The organism is Methylophaga sp. UBA2513, assembly GCF_002341285.1.
Lineage (GTDB): Bacteria > Pseudomonadota > Gammaproteobacteria > Nitrosococcales > Methylophagaceae > Methylophaga > Methylophaga marina.
The window spans coordinates 18,118-33,993 of sequence record NZ_DDNT01000022.1 but is presented as its reverse complement, the minus strand read 5'-3'; the positions used below and the strand labels follow the sequence as shown (position 1 = coordinate 33,993).

Genomic DNA, 15,876 nt, shown 5'->3' with positions numbered 1-15,876 from the left:
TAGCCACATTTATAACTTCATTTTTACTGACTTGCAATATTTTTGTTGCAAAGTAACAGATTTGTGTTAAAAATACAGTCACACCATTATTCACTAACTCTCGGGAGAATTGCGCATGCTCACTTCTATTAAAAATAAATCTGTCATCGTTACAGGTGGCTCAAAAGGCATTGGCAAAGGCATTGCCAGTGTATTTGCGAAACAAGGGGCCAAAGTGATGATTGCCGCTCGTGGAGAAGAGGCGGCTAAGCAGACTGTTGATGAAATCAATACCCACGGTGGTACTGCAGATTACTATTTATGCGACGTATCCAGTTGGGAACAAGTTCAGGCTTTAGTGAAATACACGGAAGACACGTTTGGTAGTGTCGATATTCTCTGTGCCAATGCCGGTACGTTCCCACAGAAAAAAATCATCGACTTAACACCTGAAGACTGGGATGAGATTATGTCAGCCAATCTTAAGAGTACTTTTCTATGTGTCAAAGCGTGTATCCCTCAATTTGAGAAACAAGGCAAAGGTCGCGTTGTGGTGACCTCTTCTATCACTGGCCCAATCACAGGCTATCCTGGCTGGTCGCACTACGGAGCAACTAAGGCTGGTCAGTTAGGTTTTATGAAAACAGCCGCGATGGAACTGGCTCGTTATAACACCACCATTAATGCCGTGATGCCCGGTAATATTTACACTGAGGGCTTAGCTGATTTAGGTGAAGAATATCTCAATAGTATGGCGGCTGCGATACCGTTAAAACGCTTGGGTGCCGTCGAGGATATTGCCAATGCGGCTTTATTCTTTGCTGCTGATGAAGCGGCTTATATCACTGGACAGCAGATCGTGGTTGATGGTGGTCAGACATTACCTGAGTGTATGGAAGCCGTCGATGAGATCTAGTCAGCCATAACACTCCCCGTTCACATACAAAAAAGGCACTGTATTAACAGTGCCTTTTTTTATTATCGAAGTTTTGTTTAAGCCACCGAGGAGCGGACAACGTCACCCGCTTCATTTGCACTCGCTATCATTTTAATCGCAATGAATTTCGAGGTCGGTGTAAAGGTTTTATCGCCATAACTTTCCAGTGGGACTAATGGGTTAGTTTCTGGATAGTATGCAGCAGCCTGCCCTTGAGGGATGTCATAACTTAACAAGGTGAAGTTGGATACTTTTCGTTCTTTACCATCTTCCCACACGGTAATCATATCTACTTTCTGCCCGTGTTCCAGGCCAAGGCGTTTGATATCAGCTTCGTTAGCAAAAACGACATCACGCATGCCATACACACCTCGATAACGATCGTTCATGCTGTAAACCGTCGTGTTGTATTGATCATGAGAACGCATGGTTTGCAAAATCAGATCGGGAGACTGCCCGTTCTTGGTAACCTGGTCCTGAAGCAATGTCTTAGGTAAAGGATTCGCAATAAAGTTAGCTTTACCTGTATTGGTGTTCCATTGATACTCTGCTGCTGGGTTACCCAAATAAAAGCCACCAGGATTCTGTATTTTCTTACTGAAATTATCAAAGCCTGGAATAACATCTGCAATCAGATCACGAATGCGGTCATAGTCTTCTACCAACCATTCCCAATCCACCGGTTTATTACCTAGGGTCGCTTTAGCAATGCCAGCAATAATCGAGGCTTCAGAGCGTAATAAAGGTGAGAAAGGTTTTAGCTGACCATAAGAGATATGAACCATGCTGAAAGTATCTTCGACGGTTACACCTTGAAGGCCTGCTTTCTGGAAATCTTTTTCAGTACGACCCAGACACGGTAAAATCAGTGCCTCTTTACCGGTAACAAGGTGACTACGGTTCAGTTTTGTTGAAATCTGCACAGTCAAATCACAGTTACGCATAGCTTTATGTGAACGCTCGGTATCCGGTGTGGCCTGAACAAAGTTACCACCTAGCCCAAAGAAGACTTTCGCTTGACCTTTTTCCATCGCATCAATGGCTTGAACCGTGGTATGTCCATGTTCACGAGGCACTTTAAAATCAAAGCGCTGTTCAATGGCATCCAGTAACCATTCTGGTGGCTGCTCATCAATACCCATGGTGCGGTCACCCTGCACATTACTGTGACCACGCACAGGTGATAAACCTGCGCCAGGACGGCCAATATTGCCACGCAATAATTGCAGGTTCACAATTTCCTGAACAGTCGGCACAGAATGAAGATGCTGGGTTACACCCATCGCCCAGCACATAATGACACGGTCAGCTTTACAATAAATCTTAGCCGCCATTTCGATTTCAGCCAGACTCAGGCCTGATTGTGATTCAATCAAATCCCAAGGCGTATTATCGATTTCGGCGAAGTAGTCATCCATACCATGCGTCTGTTGCTGAATAAATGCATGGTCTAATACCGCCGGTTTACCTTTTTCTTGTGCTTCGCGATCCCATTGCAATAAGAACTTCGCCATACCGCGAATAGCGGCCATATCACCACCTAAAGCAGGTCTGAAATAAGCACTATTAGTTGGCTCAGACTCATTAGTGAGCATTTCCATCGGGCTTTGTGGATGCTGAAAACGTTCCAAACCACGTTCTTTAAGTGGATTAAAACACACGACATGTGCACCACGTTTCACTGCTTCACTCAGCGGTTCCAACATACGTGGGTGATTGGTACCTGGATTCTGACCAATGACAAAAATCGCATCCGCTTCAGCAAAGTCTTCAAAGGTAACAGTGCCTTTGCCCACACCCAGTGTTTCAGACATACCAATACCACTGGCTTCGTGGCACATATTGGAACAGTCTGGGAAATTATTGGTACCGAAGGCACGGACAAAAAGCTGGTATAGAAAAGCGGCTTCGTTACTGGCTCGACCAGAGGTATAAAATTCTGCTTGATCGGGTGAGTCAAGCTGGTTTAAGTGTTTGGCAACCGTATCAAACGCTTCTTGCCATGTGACGGTTTCGTAATGATCAGTGTCGGCGTTATAACGCATCGGATGAGTGATACGCCCCTGTGACTCTAGCCAAAAGTCACTTTCTTTTAACAACTCAGCGTTACTGTGCTTCGCAAAAAATGCCGGGGTGACTTTACGGCCTGTCGCTTCCCAGTTAACCGCTTTGGCACCATTTTCACAAAATTTAATCATGCCCTTTTCAGGCGTTTCTCCCCAGGCACACCCTGGACAATCAAGACCATGATCCTGATTCGTTTTCAGCATCGCACGGATATTGGAAATAGCATTTCTGCTACCCAGCCAGTTACGAGTAACACTGACAAGTGCACCCCAACCAGCAGCTGGACCATTGTAGGGCTTGTAATGACTCACTAGGACATCTCTCCGGACAAGATAATAAAAACAGCTAATAACCAAGCTCTAACACAAGCAAATGCTCGTATGCTAAGTTGCTTGTTGTCATAGCCGAATACGGTAAGTGAGATCAGAACGGCATGTTCTGCGTGATGAAACACGATTATAATTTAATCCTGTCATCCTTCTGATCATTGCGATCAACATTATTATAGTTGGCTTGGATACCTTGCATCAATACAGACGCCAATTTCAGGAAAAAATTCCCAGCACAACCACTGAGATTCTTCTTTAAAAACAGTGGAATAAATTATCTTAACATTAATTATCTTTATGTTAAGATAAAATTACATTCTGAATCGGATACACCCATGTCGGGAAAAAAATTTGATGAAGTCGACCTCATCATGGCTCAGTGGCAGCAGTTAGGTCTTCATACTGACTTGGATGCCATTAAAATTATCGGTCGTGTTTTACGTCTGGCGAAAACAATCGAACAGCAAGTCGGCGAACTTCACCGCGAATTTGCGCTCAAACCTGGCGAGTTTGATGTTCTTGCTACCTTGAAACGCGAAAATAAACGCTACCTGACACCTTCAGAGCTCTACCAAAGTATGTTGCTCACCTCAGGTGCGATGACAAGTCGTCTTGATAAGCTGGAAGAAAAAGCCCTTATACAGCGCCAACACTGTCAGCAGGACCGAAGAAAAGTACTGGTGAGCCTAACCCCTCATGGCAAGAAACTCATTAATAAAGTGTATCCGGCACACTTTTCATTGCTGGAAACATTATTAGCCTCTGTTTCAGGCAAAGATAAAACCTTATTGGCGAACTTACTTAAAACAACGCTTGCCTCTGTAGACTCACCAACAACTGAACAATCATGAACCAAACAGTATCACCAACAAAGGCACTGATTTTATTATTGGCAGCACTAACGGCGCTAACGCCTCTTGCTATCGATGCCTATTTGCCTGCGATCCCGCAAATGGCTTCGGATTTAGCCACCAGCATTCATGATACTGAAATATCATTGAGCCTCTATTTGGCAGGTTTTGCCATCGGCCAAATTTTTGGTGGACCGTTTTCTGATCATTTTGGACGTCGAGCAGCGACAGGGAGTGGTTTAAGCATTTTTTGTGTCGGCACACTTGGCATTATTTTCAGTCAGGATATTCACAGCGTTTGGCTGTTTCGGGTTATCCAGGCTATCGGCGGTGGTGTGGCTGTGGTGAATGCTGCCGCTGTTATTCGTGATTTAAGTCATGGCAAAGACAGTGCCCGACACTTGTCTAATATGGCGGTGATCATGATGCTCGCACCGTTATTGGCCCCGCTTATTGGCATGATCATTCTGCATCTCAGTGGTTGGCGGCTTATTTTTGTCTTTTTACTGGTCTATGGCTTGAGCATTGGTACAGCCTTGTTCTTGCGACTTCCTGAAACACGGAAAAAAGCCACCGAACGAACCAGTATGTTCAAACGCTACGCTATGGTACTTAGTCATCGATGTGCACTGGGATTTATCTTTTCTCAGTGTTTTGCCTTAGCGGGTATGTTTGCATTTATCACCGGCTCACCATCAGTTTACATGGGCTACTTTGATATCAGCGAGACCGTTTATCCATTTCTGTTTGGTTTGAATGTGATTGGCATGATGCTGGCGAACCGTCTCAATATTCGTTTATTACACTATTACAGACCACAATTTTTATTAAGCTTAGGACAAGCGGTACAAGTCCTGACCAGCCTGATTTTATTATCCTATGTCAGCCTGGCAACAGAACCCAACCTAGTGATTATGGTGATTTTATTAATTTTATTTATCGCTTCAATGGGCTTAATTGTCTCCAATGCAACCTCAAGCACGGTAGAGTTTTTTCCACAAAACAGCGCCACCGCGACAGCTTTACTGGGTTCCATTGGTTTTGCAGCCGGTGCATTAAGTGGCTCATTAGTGGGTTTACTCGGTGATGGTACACCATGGCCTATGGTGGTCATTATGTTTGCCTGTGCGCTCATAGGTCCTCTCGTCAGAACCATGCTGCAATACGGTCAGCCATCACCAACACATAACCATTCTTAACCCAGCGTTAACTGACAGCCGTTTATGCTTTTGCTAACGCTAGCTTAGTTATGCAGTAAATTAATCATCTCCGAGGTATACGTGAAGTCAGTTCGTAACAGACAATGCATCCTAATGACACTCTTGAATGCAGTATTGCTGCTGTCAGGCTGTGCATCTATGTCTGCCAGCCCTGATTACCAAACAAAGATACAACAAGAGCAAACTCTGCCCGCCTGGTCACAATCTGATGAGGCTGAGTCCGTTATATCATTGAACAGCCTGATTGCTTCAGCGCAACTTAATCAGTTGGTAGAAACAGCTATCCAACATAACCCCACCCTGCAACAAACCTGGTTAACACTGCGAATTCGTCAGACGCAATTGCAGCAAACCGATGCAGCTCGTCAACCACAAATCAGTGCTGCAGCAGGCGCAACGCGCAGCGAGAACGCTGATGATAATTTTACCAGTCGTATCGATATCAGCTGGCAAGCTGATTTATGGGGTAAGTTAAAAGCCAATAGCCAGGCAGCCACTCAGGACGTGAACGAGCAAGCCCTGCTCTATCAAGCAGCTCGTGATAGTTTAAGTGCAGAGGTCATGAAAGCCTGGCTAAACCTCACCGCAACGTCACATGCCATCACCATAGAAAAGCAGCGTTTGAATACCTTGGAACAAAATGAACGCTATATCTTACAACGTTACAGAAACGGTATTGGCACATTGGAAGATTTAGATAATGCCCGTAGCTCCAGTGCCCAATCAAGGGCCAACCTTGCTGCCTTTCAGGAAGATTATCGTCAGCAACAACGAGACTTAAAGACACTATTAGGACAGACCAACACTGCCGATATTGAGGCGCCAGCCAGCTATCCAGAAGTCAAACTGGCCTGGGCTGATTTACCCGAACAAACTTTAGCACGTCGCCCCGACTTACAGGCGGCCTACATCGCTATTGAAGCAGACCAGCTACGCACTGAAGTGGCCTATAAAGAACTTTTACCAAGCCTGGACATTGGTGCCGCTCTTGAAGATGCGGCCTCTTCTCCTCATCAGGCATTAATGGGGTCACCACTCTGGTCATTACTCGCTCAGTTGACAGCGCCTATTTACCAAGGTGGGCAATTACGTGCAGCAGCTAAGGAAGCCGAATTAAATGAGGCCTATAGCTATCAGCGTTATCGTGAAACCTTATTAACAGCCGTTAATGAAGTCGAGCAATATCTTAGTCTGGAGCAAAATCTGTTAACCCGCCAGCAGCACATTGCGGATGCATTAAAAAGTGCACAAAACAGCTTAGAGCAGTATCAGACAAGTTATCGAACGGGGTTGGTCGATATTCTGGATTTACTGACTGTACAGCAACAAACTTACAATCTGGAAGCCACTCTGGATAACCTTATTTATCAACGCCTGATTAACCGGATTAATCTTGGCTTAGCACTCGGCCTGAGAACCACACCATGAAGCGTCATTTCCCCAAAATCATTCTGTTCATCCTGGCTTGTGGCATTCTGTTTGTCACTGTTTTAGTGGTCAAACATCTGTCAGCAGCACAGGCCAATAGGCCAATGCCTGTGCAAAAAGAACCACTGCCCAGCCCCGATGTATCCGTGATGATGGCGACACCAGGCAGTTATGCATCAGCAGTGCGTGCTTTTGGTGCGGCCAGTCCGCACTTCAATATCACGCTTACAGCCCAGGTAAGCGGTCAGATTGATGATATATCCCAACAATTTGAAAGTGGTCGACGTTTAAAAAAAGGGACCTTGCTGGCCCAGCTTGAAAATAGTGATTATCAGGCCGCTGTGGAGAGTGCGCGGCAAGCCTTAAGCTCTGCCCAAGTCAGTTTATTAGAAGAACAACGTCAAGGTCTGCAAGCCTTGAGTGAGTGGCAATCTTCAGGACTTGAAGGAGAACCAGACTCAGACTTGGTGCTGCGTAAGCCACAACTGGCTGCCGCCAAAGCGGCGGTGAAAGAAGCCGAGGCCAATCTCAAGGCGGCTGAAAAGGATCTGGCTCAAACAACCATTAAAGCGCCCTTTGACGCACTTATTATTGAACGTTTAGTGTCCCCTGGCAGTTATGTTCAGACTGGCACTGAAGTCGCGACCTTATACAGTACCGATCACGTAGAAATCTCTGTGGCTTTATCTGCTCAAGAATGGAGCAATCTCCCCAGTTTGTCTGTGCTGAATAGTGGTAAATGGCCGGTCACGGTGACGAGTGTTGAGAATTCGTATTCCTGGCAAGGTTATGTACTTAGAGCGGAACAAAGTCTTAATCAGGAAACTCGTCAACGCAGTTTGATCATTGCCGTCGATAAACCTTTAGATATTGAACCAGCCTTGTTTCCCGGCACGTTTGTAGAGGCCCACATTGAAGGTCGTGATATTGCAGGCGTGTGGAAACTGCCAACCAGCGCCTTAAGTCAACGCGGTGAAGTCTGGTATGTATCAGCTGATAACACCCTGAAAAAATTCAGTACCAGCCCGCTCTTTTCAAGCCGCGGTTCTATCTATATCGCGCCTCCTGAGTCACTAGCAAATGCCACGGTTCCTGTACTTGTCAGCCCTTTAAATAGTTATCTTGAAGGCATGGCTGTGACAGCTGTTGAGGTGTCACAGTCATGATAAAGAAATCCTATTCAAGCAGCATCATCGCTTGGTTTACGGCCAATCCTGTGGCCGCGAATTTATTAATGATTCTGGTCATTATGTTGGGTGTGCTTGAATCTGGTCAGTTGCGAAAAGAAGCCTTTCCAAGCATGGATCCCCGCTCACTGACCATTTCAGTCTCCTACGACAGTGGTTCAGCCAAACAGTCTGAAGAAGGTTTGGCCATCAAAATAGAAGAGCAACTGGAAGATGTTATTGGTATTAAACGGATTACCAGTACATCAACGGGCACCGGCGTAACAGTCACCGTTGAAAAGCAGAGTGAGTATGATTTAGACACACTTCTTCGTGATGTCAAAACGAAAGTGGATGCCATATCGACTTTCCCCGCCGATGCCAAAAACCCGGTTATTGAGAAAGCCCAACGGGAAGAGCATTCACTATGGCTGCAACTCTACGGTGATACCGACAGGCATAGCCTGCAACAACTTGCCTATAACTTAAAAACGGATCTGATAGCTAACCCTAATATCAGTTCTGTCAACATTTCCGGTTGGCTGGATCCGATGATGGCCATCGAAGTAGATGATGGCAAACTGCAATCCTATGGGCTGACTCTATCGGATGTTGAACAAGCGATAAATGCAGGTTCTTCCAATACGATGACCGCTGTTCTGCGTAATAAAGCGGTTTATCTACAGCTAAAAGCATCTGAACAGGCTTATTTGAAAGAAGATTTTGCCGATATCCCTCTATTAACACTCGCCAATGGTAATCAGTTGCTGCTGGGTGAAGTCGCCAAAATTAATGACACCTATGATGACACCACATCCGTCTTAGCTCGCTTTCAGGGTCGAGACAGCATTGCTTTACAGGTCATAACCACCGGCCTGGATGACATCACTAACACGGTGGAGGCGGCTGAAAAAGTCGCTAAATCATGGCAGGAAGATGGCAAGCTACCCGATAACGTGAAGCTTGAAGCTTGGTATGACCGGAGCGAATCCATACAACAGCGCTTGGAATTATTAGTTAAAAATGCGTTTACCGGCATCGTGATGGTGTTTATCTTGCTGGCATTATTCCTGAATTTGACCGTTGCTTTCTGGGTGGCCATGGGCTTGCCCTTTATTTTCTTTGGCACCCTTTACTTTATGGGGGATGCGTTTATGGGACTGTCCCTCAACGAGTTCACCACGTTTGGCTTTCTATTAGCCTTAGGCATCGTGGTCGATGATGCGGTTGTAGTGGGTGAATCCGTTTACGATGTCAGGTCCAAGGAAGGCGACACCATAGAAAATACGATAAAAGGCACGATGATTGTTGCTGTCCCCACATTATTTGGTGTGTTCACTACAGTTGCTGCGTTTTACGCCCTCTCACAATTAGAAGGCGGTTTAGGCAGACTCTACGCTCAGTTTGCAGCCGTAGTGACTATCTGCCTGATTTTATCGATTATCGAATCCAAATTAATTTTGCCTGCTCACCTGGCTCATCTGAACACACGCCGACAAGTAAGCAAACATGGCTTACTCAAAATCTGGCATAAGATTCAACATACCATGGACAGTGGTTTGCAGTGGTTTAATCAGACCTGCTATCGCCCCACCATCAATTATGCACTTGAACAACGCTATGCGGTGGCGGTGTTATTTATCGCCTTATTTATCTTTGTTATGTCGATGCCCATGACAGGCATGGTGAGAATGAGCTTTTTCCCATCCATCCCAGGCGATACCGTTCGTGCTCAGCTGACCATGCAGAATGATGCGAGCTATGGTCTGACGCATAACGATCTGGCCTTGATGGAACAACTCGCCTACCAGGCCGACAAAGAACTTGGCGGGAATGGTGATATCGCCAATCTGCAGATTTTGTCTTCCAGCGACCAGGCCGGCACTGTCACTGTTGAACTCAAACCCAGTGCGCCTTATGACATTACGACGTTCAGCCGTCATTGGCAGCAACTCGTTGGGACACCTGAAGGCGCCAAAACAGTCAGTGTGAGAACCCGACATGGTCCTGTTGATGATCTGCGAATTGAGTTACGGGCGAATGATGATCAGATTCTGGAAATGGCTGGGAACGAGATTAAACGTACGATAGAAAGCATTCCTGCGATCAGTGGTATAGATGATAATCTCGAACCAGGCCAACCACAGCTACATATGTCGTTAAATCAACAAGGGCGTGCATTAGGCATGACGACAAACGATCTGGCGATACAAATATTACAAGGCTTCAGTGGGCAAGTGGTACAGCGCTATCAGCGCAATAGTGACGAGATAGAAGTCAAAGTACGTTATCCCGAAGATGAGCGTCAGAATGCCGCCGATGTATTAAACTCGCGTGTTAGAACGCCCAATGGTGATGTGGTGCCTTTATCCAGTGTCGCTAATGTCAGCTATGGCTTTACACGGGATTCCATCACTCGTATTGATAAAAAACGAGCCGTTTATATTTCGGCAGATGTGAATAAAGACAGCTTATCTACCACTGAGCTGGTCGCTCAACTACAGAGTAATATGGTGCCTGATCTGGTCAGAAAATATCCTGGATTAGATATCCATTTTGCCGGAGAGGCTGAAGAGCAGGCTGAGACAGAGTCATCGATGGTCCATGTATCATTGATTGCCTTATTAGTTATTTATATGTTGCTAGCAATTCCGCTTCGCTCTTATCTCCAGCCTATGTTGATTATGACCGCGATTCCTTTTGGTATTGTGGGTGCCATTCTAGGACACTGGATGAACGATCTGACCTTGGGCATTTTATCGCTCAACGGCATCATTGCCTTAAGTGGCGTAGTGGTGAATGATAGTTTGTTATTGGTCTCCCGCTTTAACGATATTCGCCACGATTATGATGATATTAAACAAGCCATCAGTATTGCTTGTAGGAGTCGCTTGCGAGCCGTGTTATTAACCTCGGTCACGACTTTTGCCGGATTAATGCCCTTGCTCAGTGAAACATCTCGCCAGGCACAATTTCTAATTCCTGCAGCCGTTTCTTTAGGCTACGGCATTATGTTTGCCACCGTCATCACATTGATTTTGATACCCAGTTTATTACTGATTCAACATGACGTTATACACGTATTTAAGCGAAAAGCTGTCACAAAAGCAGCCGGAGTAAACTAGCCATGTTGCATGTGTTATTAGTCGAAGATGATCTGGATCTGGCAGAAACAGTGATTGATTATCTCAGCCTTGAAAATATTGAATGTGATCATGCCAGCAATGGCCTTGCCGGCTTAGAATTTAGTCAACAACATCAATACGATGTGCTGTTACTGGATTTAAACCTACCCAGAATGGATGGATTGACGGTCTGTGAAAAGTTACGTGAACAAGGCTATGACGTGCCGATTCTTATGCTAACCGCCCGTGATCAGCTCAGTGACAAAATCACAGGGTTTAATGCCGGTACTGACGATTATCTGGTCAAACCATTTGAACTGGATGAACTGATTGTGCGCATTCAAGCCTTATCACGACGTCGTAGTGGCCAAGTACAACGCTTACAGTGTGATGATCTCATCATGGACCTTCAGACAAAAACGGTGACACGTAGTGGACAGAGTTTGAAATTGTCGCCCACTAGCTGGCAGTTATTGGAAGCATTGATGCGCGCTTATCCCGATGTAGTGGCTAAACAAAAGTTGGAAGCGGCTGTCTGGGGCGATACACCACCAGATAGTGATAGCCTGAAAGTGCATATGTTTCACTTAAGAAAAGCTGTTGATGCACCGTTTGAAAAAAATTTAATTCACACCATTCCCGGTCACGGATTTGCCTTAAGAAATGAAACTTAAACTGAGTCTTAAATTTTACATTGCATTAGCCTTCCTCGTTCTGGGGATAACGATAGTGGCAGGATATTCTATGCTCAGTATCCAGTTCTTTTTCAGAGGCATGGATAATATTATTTCAGCCAATATGGAAAATGCTGCAGAAGAGTATGTACGTGCTCAACAGAATAGTCACCAGGCGCCTTATGCTGATGGTTATACCATTACTCGCAGTTGGGAGGCGCAATCTCCTACGATCAAGCAATATTTCAATAAGCCAAAGCGTTATGCAGCTTTGCAGAAACATTACCAACGTGGCGAGACAGGGCGCGGCTCTGGCGTGATGTACTTTCTTATTAAGTTAAAAATTCAGAACCAAGACTATTTTATCAGCCGCCCCTTTACCAAAGCGGATGCTTCTCCTTTGGTTGGAAAAAATGCCAGACAAAACCGCCAGTTTATTATTACCTTGAGTATCGGGATCACCCTACTTCTGGCCTTATTGACCTGGTTGTTGATGAAGCGTTTATCACAGCCTGTATCCCGGCTGACCACATGGACACATGAACTGACCCCAGAGACATTAAAACGCCCGCCTCCTGACTTTGCTTATCCCGAACTCAACGAGATGGCCGCCTTAATTCAAGGGTCATTATCATCCGTTAATGAGGCTATGGAGCGAGAACAAAACTTCTTGCGTTATACCAGTCATGAATTACGCACCCCCATCAGTGTTATTCGTAACAATATTGAATTAATACATAAACTGCAGCAGAAACAGCCCGCTGACCTCAACGAAAAACAACAAGACATTATTGAACGCATCGATCGTGCTAGCCTCACTATGCAACATCTATGTGAAACCCTGTTATGGCTGAACCGAGAAGAAACAGAGTCTCTGGCAAAACAAGATTTCCGTCTCGATGAGCTGATTCATAGTCTTGTTGATGAAATGCGTTATTTGCTGAAGAACAAACCCGTTGATGTCAAAGTTGAAACGACTGAATCGACGCTATATGCATCATCCGCGGCAGCCAGAATCATTATCGGTAACTTAATAAGAAATGCGTTCCAGCATACCTGGGATGGTCATGTGGTAATTCATCAACACAAACATACAGTCACTATCCGTAACCAAAGCTCGCCATCTGACAAGGAGAGTGTTGAAAATGATCAAGGGTTTGGTCTAGGCCTGCAGCTAACGCAGCAACTGTGTAAAAAATTGGACTGGCCATATCAAAACCAAGTGAATCCTGACGGACACTATGTGACCCTTACGATTGTGACGATGAATCCACATCAACAGGAAGTAACACAATAAACGTCGTACCCTGACCAGGTTCAGAACTCACGCTAATCGATCCCTTTAACACCTGGGTCACCCACTGATGACAGAGATGTAACCCTAATCCTGTATGACCGGCTCCCCTCGCCCCTGTCACAAAGGGATCAAAAATCGTTGTCAGCTGCTCGACATCAATCCCATGACCATCATCAGACACACTGACAGATTTATCATTCATAGACGTCTGTATGACTTCAATGTGGATATGTCCATTATTACGTCCAGCAAACCCATGTGAAATGGCATTGCTAATAAGGTTTTCGAATAACTGCGAAACAATACCAGCGTAACTCTGTATCACTAACTGTTTCGGTCCCACGATATCCAGATGGATGTGCTGCTGTTTCAATCTATGCTTAGACGTGGTGGCGACATCATTTATCACCGTCATCAAATCAAATTCCGTTGGTTCATCCGTGTGTCTATCAACGGCTAAACGTTTAAAGCTCTTCACAAGTTCCGCCGCTTTAGCGATGTTTTTCCTGGCCAAGGCAATGGTCTCAGCTGAATGGGTCAGATAATCTTCTAATTCGCTCTTTCTCAAGCCATCGCTCATGGCCTGTTGTAATTGCTCACGTGCAGAGTCAAGGCTGGATAATGTCAGGGCAGCACCACCAAGCGGGGTATTAAGCTCATGTGCTAAACCGGCCACCATCATCCCCATTGACGATAGTTTACGTAGCTCAACCAGGGTATCCTGCATTTGCTGTTGTTGCTCATATGCCAGTTGCAGTTGCTGATTAGACTTGGCTAATGCTTCTTTCTCGACAGCCAGCTGTCTGAATAAATCATATTGCTTACGACCATCGTAAAGAAATCGCCCAATCAGAAATAACAGAACAACGAGCACTAAAACGGTCGGAATAAATACAATCAGGGCAACCCTGTATTTTAGGGAACCTAATAAATCAGGTGCAGAGCTATCAATAAAAAATAGACGATGCCGGTTATCTGGGCCATTTTCACCGATATCTATCACGCTATAGCTTATTAATCTTGAGCCGTGAATGAAGTTATGTAATTGCCGTTGATCAAGTATGCCCTTAATCACTGCCTGGCTTAATAGTCGTTCTGTTCTGACAAGATAGTCAGTATAGGACCGAAATGCCATCGAAGGGTTGGGGTGCATCACCCAATAACCTTCATTATCGATAATACGCAGTTTATTATCTTGCTTTTGATTCAATGACTCAAACATGTCATTCAACAGAAAATTAATGACAAGCACGCCATCATGTAGGCCATCCTGCTTACCTGTTCGCATGACGGCTCGGATTGTTTTTTCGAGAGGTAATACGATTTGTCCATTTTCAATATTTGGATTAATGGCAGAGATATAAACTTCATCCGGTTCCAATCTCATACCTGCCTTCACATATTGCCGTTTCGATTTATTTTGTAATGCTTCAGGAGCAACCTTAATCACCCCCTTATCAGATATGTTCATTCTCAGCTTTTCAACGCCCTTTTCATCGAGCCATCTCAATTGACTAATATGAGAAGAAGCGTTGGAAAAATCAGTAAACACATTTTCCAATGACTGATAATCAATCGACATACCAGCTTGCAATGCTTTTTCAAACTGTTGGTTGTAACGAAGTAAGCGAATCAGCTGATGGATATGGCCCAGCTCTCGCGAGAAAGTATTCACAGCATTGTCCAATCTGCTTTGCTGTGATTCAAAATAAGGCTGGTAGTTGGACTCAAAAATATGCCAATAAATGTGATAACTGAAAAAACCAGCAAGCCCCAAAATAGGAATATAAATAAGGATTAAGCTGCGCCATACATATCTGAAAACATATGGCACACGAAAAGAGGCCGATTCATTCGTGGCTAAGAATTCGCCATTGCCCATTTAACTGCCTCATCAATGGGCATAGGCCGAGCATAGAAATAGCCTTGTCCAATGGTGCAGCCTAACTCAATAAGCTTATCTCTTTGTAATGCTGTTTCCACCCCTTCAGCAATGACTTTCATACCAAAGCGTGTAGCTACCCGAATGATCATATCCACGATATGTTCAGAAGAAGATTTTTCACCGAGATACTGCACAAAAGATTTATCAATCTTAAGTGTGGTGGCTGCTAATTCTGTGACATGTGACAGGGATGAAAATCCAGTACCGAAATCGTCAATACTGACATCCATGCCTAGCTGGATCAGCTTGCGTAATGTGGCGGAAACCTCTTCATAATTTATCATTGCCAAGGTTTCGGTAATCTCCATATCTACTTGCTGTGGAGCCACATTTTCGGCGGCTAAAACCTCGAGGATGGAACTGGAAAAATCACTTAATAATAGTTCATGACATGAGACATTAAAGGAGATGGGTACCTGAATTCCGGCCGCTTCTAACTGTTTTATGGCTGAACAGGATTTTAATAAGATAACTCTATCGAGTTGCTCAACCAATCCTGAAGCCTCTGCGATAGGAATAAAAACACCAGGTGGCACCATCTCACCATTCGGTTTAAACCAGCGTGCCAAGGCTTCAAAGCCAACCAGTTTTCCTGTGTTCATATTGACTTTAGGCTGTAGATAAGCCTGTACTTCATCTCTGGTGAGACCAAGATTAAACTCATTTAACAAACGGATATGCTTTGAAAATATGGCCTCATTATCGAGAGAGACATGGTGGAAATGGCTACTACTTGTGGTGCGTAAACGTAATAAATGACTCTCCAACTGACCTAATAAACGCTCAGGACTGTGATTTAATGAGGGCGTGAGCTGCGCGGATACCGCCTGAGCAATCACTTTATGCTCAAGGTGTTGG

Annotated in this window: 11 protein-coding genes; 8 read left to right on the top strand and 3 right to left on the bottom strand. The window is 44.9% G+C overall.

The features are described from left to right. The first annotated feature begins 115 nt into the window (after window positions 1–115). Window positions 116–895: a 3-oxoacyl-ACP reductase FabG gene (gene fabG, locus B3V56_RS14315; RefSeq protein ID WP_289283575.1), complete on the top strand. Its 780-nt coding sequence runs from the start codon at window positions 116–118 to the stop codon at window positions 893–895. Window positions 896–972: 77 nt separating this feature from the next. On the opposite strand, the gene B3V56_RS14310 is transcribed toward fabG, so the two are convergent. Continuing rightward, window positions 973–3,294 carry an FdhF/YdeP family oxidoreductase gene (locus B3V56_RS14310; protein ID WP_289283576.1) on the bottom strand — a complete coding sequence of 774 codons (2,322 nt, stop codon included), beginning with the start codon at window positions 3,292–3,294 and terminating at the stop codon, window positions 973–975. Between the two features lie 353 nt (window positions 3,295–3,647). Between B3V56_RS14310 and B3V56_RS14305 the strand changes: the two genes are divergently transcribed. From B3V56_RS14305 to B3V56_RS14275, 7 genes are all read left to right on the top strand, one after another. Further along, on the top strand, window positions 3,648–4,163 hold the full coding sequence (locus B3V56_RS14305; RefSeq protein WP_289243869.1) for a MarR family winged helix-turn-helix transcriptional regulator: 516 nt from the start codon (window positions 3,648–3,650) through the stop codon (window positions 4,161–4,163). Then, window positions 4,160–5,362, top strand: coding sequence for a multidrug effflux MFS transporter (locus tag B3V56_RS14300; protein ID WP_289283577.1), 1,203 nt, complete (start codon window positions 4,160–4,162; stop codon window positions 5,360–5,362). Before B3V56_RS14305 ends, B3V56_RS14300 begins: the two co-directional genes overlap by 4 nt. Before the next feature lie 114 nt (window positions 5,363–5,476). Further along, on the top strand, window positions 5,477–6,811 hold the full coding sequence (locus B3V56_RS14295; protein ID WP_289283578.1) for a TolC family protein: 1,335 nt from the start codon (window positions 5,477–5,479) through the stop codon (window positions 6,809–6,811). Further along, window positions 6,808–7,977 carry an efflux RND transporter periplasmic adaptor subunit gene (locus B3V56_RS14290; RefSeq protein ID WP_289283579.1) on the top strand — a complete coding sequence of 390 codons (1,170 nt, stop codon included), beginning with the start codon at window positions 6,808–6,810 and terminating at the stop codon, window positions 7,975–7,977. The genes B3V56_RS14295 and B3V56_RS14290 overlap by 4 nt, the downstream gene beginning before the upstream one ends. Then, window positions 7,974–11,102 (top strand): efflux RND transporter permease subunit, encoded by a 3,129-nt coding sequence (locus B3V56_RS14285; protein ID WP_289284455.1) that lies wholly within the window; start codon window positions 7,974–7,976, stop codon window positions 11,100–11,102. Before B3V56_RS14290 ends, B3V56_RS14285 begins: the two co-directional genes overlap by 4 nt. Before the next feature lie 2 nt (window positions 11,103–11,104). Next, a complete protein-coding gene (locus tag B3V56_RS14280) occupies window positions 11,105–11,776 on the top strand; it encodes a response regulator transcription factor (protein WP_289283529.1) in 672 nt (223 codons plus the stop codon). Window positions 11,777–11,846: 70 nt separating this feature from the next. After that, a complete protein-coding gene (locus tag B3V56_RS14275; RefSeq protein WP_286305234.1) occupies window positions 11,847–13,073 on the top strand; it encodes a sensor histidine kinase in 1,227 nt (408 codons plus the stop codon). Here B3V56_RS14275 and B3V56_RS14270 read toward each other — a convergent pair. Continuing rightward, the gene (locus tag B3V56_RS14270; protein ID WP_289284454.1) at window positions 13,027–14,955 is read right to left on the bottom strand and encodes a sensor histidine kinase; all 1,929 of its coding nucleotides are present in this window, start codon (window positions 14,953–14,955) and stop codon (window positions 13,027–13,029) included. The two genes, B3V56_RS14275 and B3V56_RS14270, sit on opposite strands and share 47 nt — an antisense overlap. Next, window positions 14,934–15,857, bottom strand: coding sequence for an EAL domain-containing protein (locus B3V56_RS14265; RefSeq protein ID WP_289282483.1), 924 nt, complete (start codon window positions 15,855–15,857; stop codon window positions 14,934–14,936). Before B3V56_RS14265 ends, B3V56_RS14270 begins: the two co-directional genes overlap by 22 nt. Window positions 15,858–15,876: the final 19 nt, after the last annotated feature.

Bases quoted from the DNA above. Each gene is read 5' to 3' on its own strand.
- B3V56_RS14305 (WP_289243869.1), top strand. From the start codon at position 3,648: ATGTCGGGAAAAAAATTTGATGAAGTCGACCTCATCATGGCTCAGTGG.
- B3V56_RS14280 (WP_289283529.1), top strand. From the start codon at position 11,105: ATGTTGCATGTGTTATTAGTCGAAGATGATCTGGATCTGGCAGAAACA.
- B3V56_RS14295 (WP_289283578.1), top strand. From the start codon at position 5,477: ATGACACTCTTGAATGCAGTATTGCTGCTGTCAGGCTGTGCATCTATG.
- B3V56_RS14285 (WP_289284455.1), top strand. From the start codon at position 7,974: ATGATAAAGAAATCCTATTCAAGCAGCATCATCGCTTGGTTTACGGCC.
- B3V56_RS14290 (WP_289283579.1), top strand. From the start codon at position 6,808: ATGAAGCGTCATTTCCCCAAAATCATTCTGTTCATCCTGGCTTGTGGC.
- B3V56_RS14300 (WP_289283577.1), top strand. From the start codon at position 4,160: ATGAACCAAACAGTATCACCAACAAAGGCACTGATTTTATTATTGGCA.
- fabG (WP_289283575.1), top strand. From the start codon at position 116: ATGCTCACTTCTATTAAAAATAAATCTGTCATCGTTACAGGTGGCTCA.
- B3V56_RS14275 (WP_286305234.1), top strand. From the start codon at position 11,847: ATGCTCAGTATCCAGTTCTTTTTCAGAGGCATGGATAATATTATTTCA.
- B3V56_RS14270 (WP_289284454.1), bottom strand. From the start codon at position 14,955: ATGGGCAATGGCGAATTCTTAGCCACGAATGAATCGGCCTCTTTTCGT.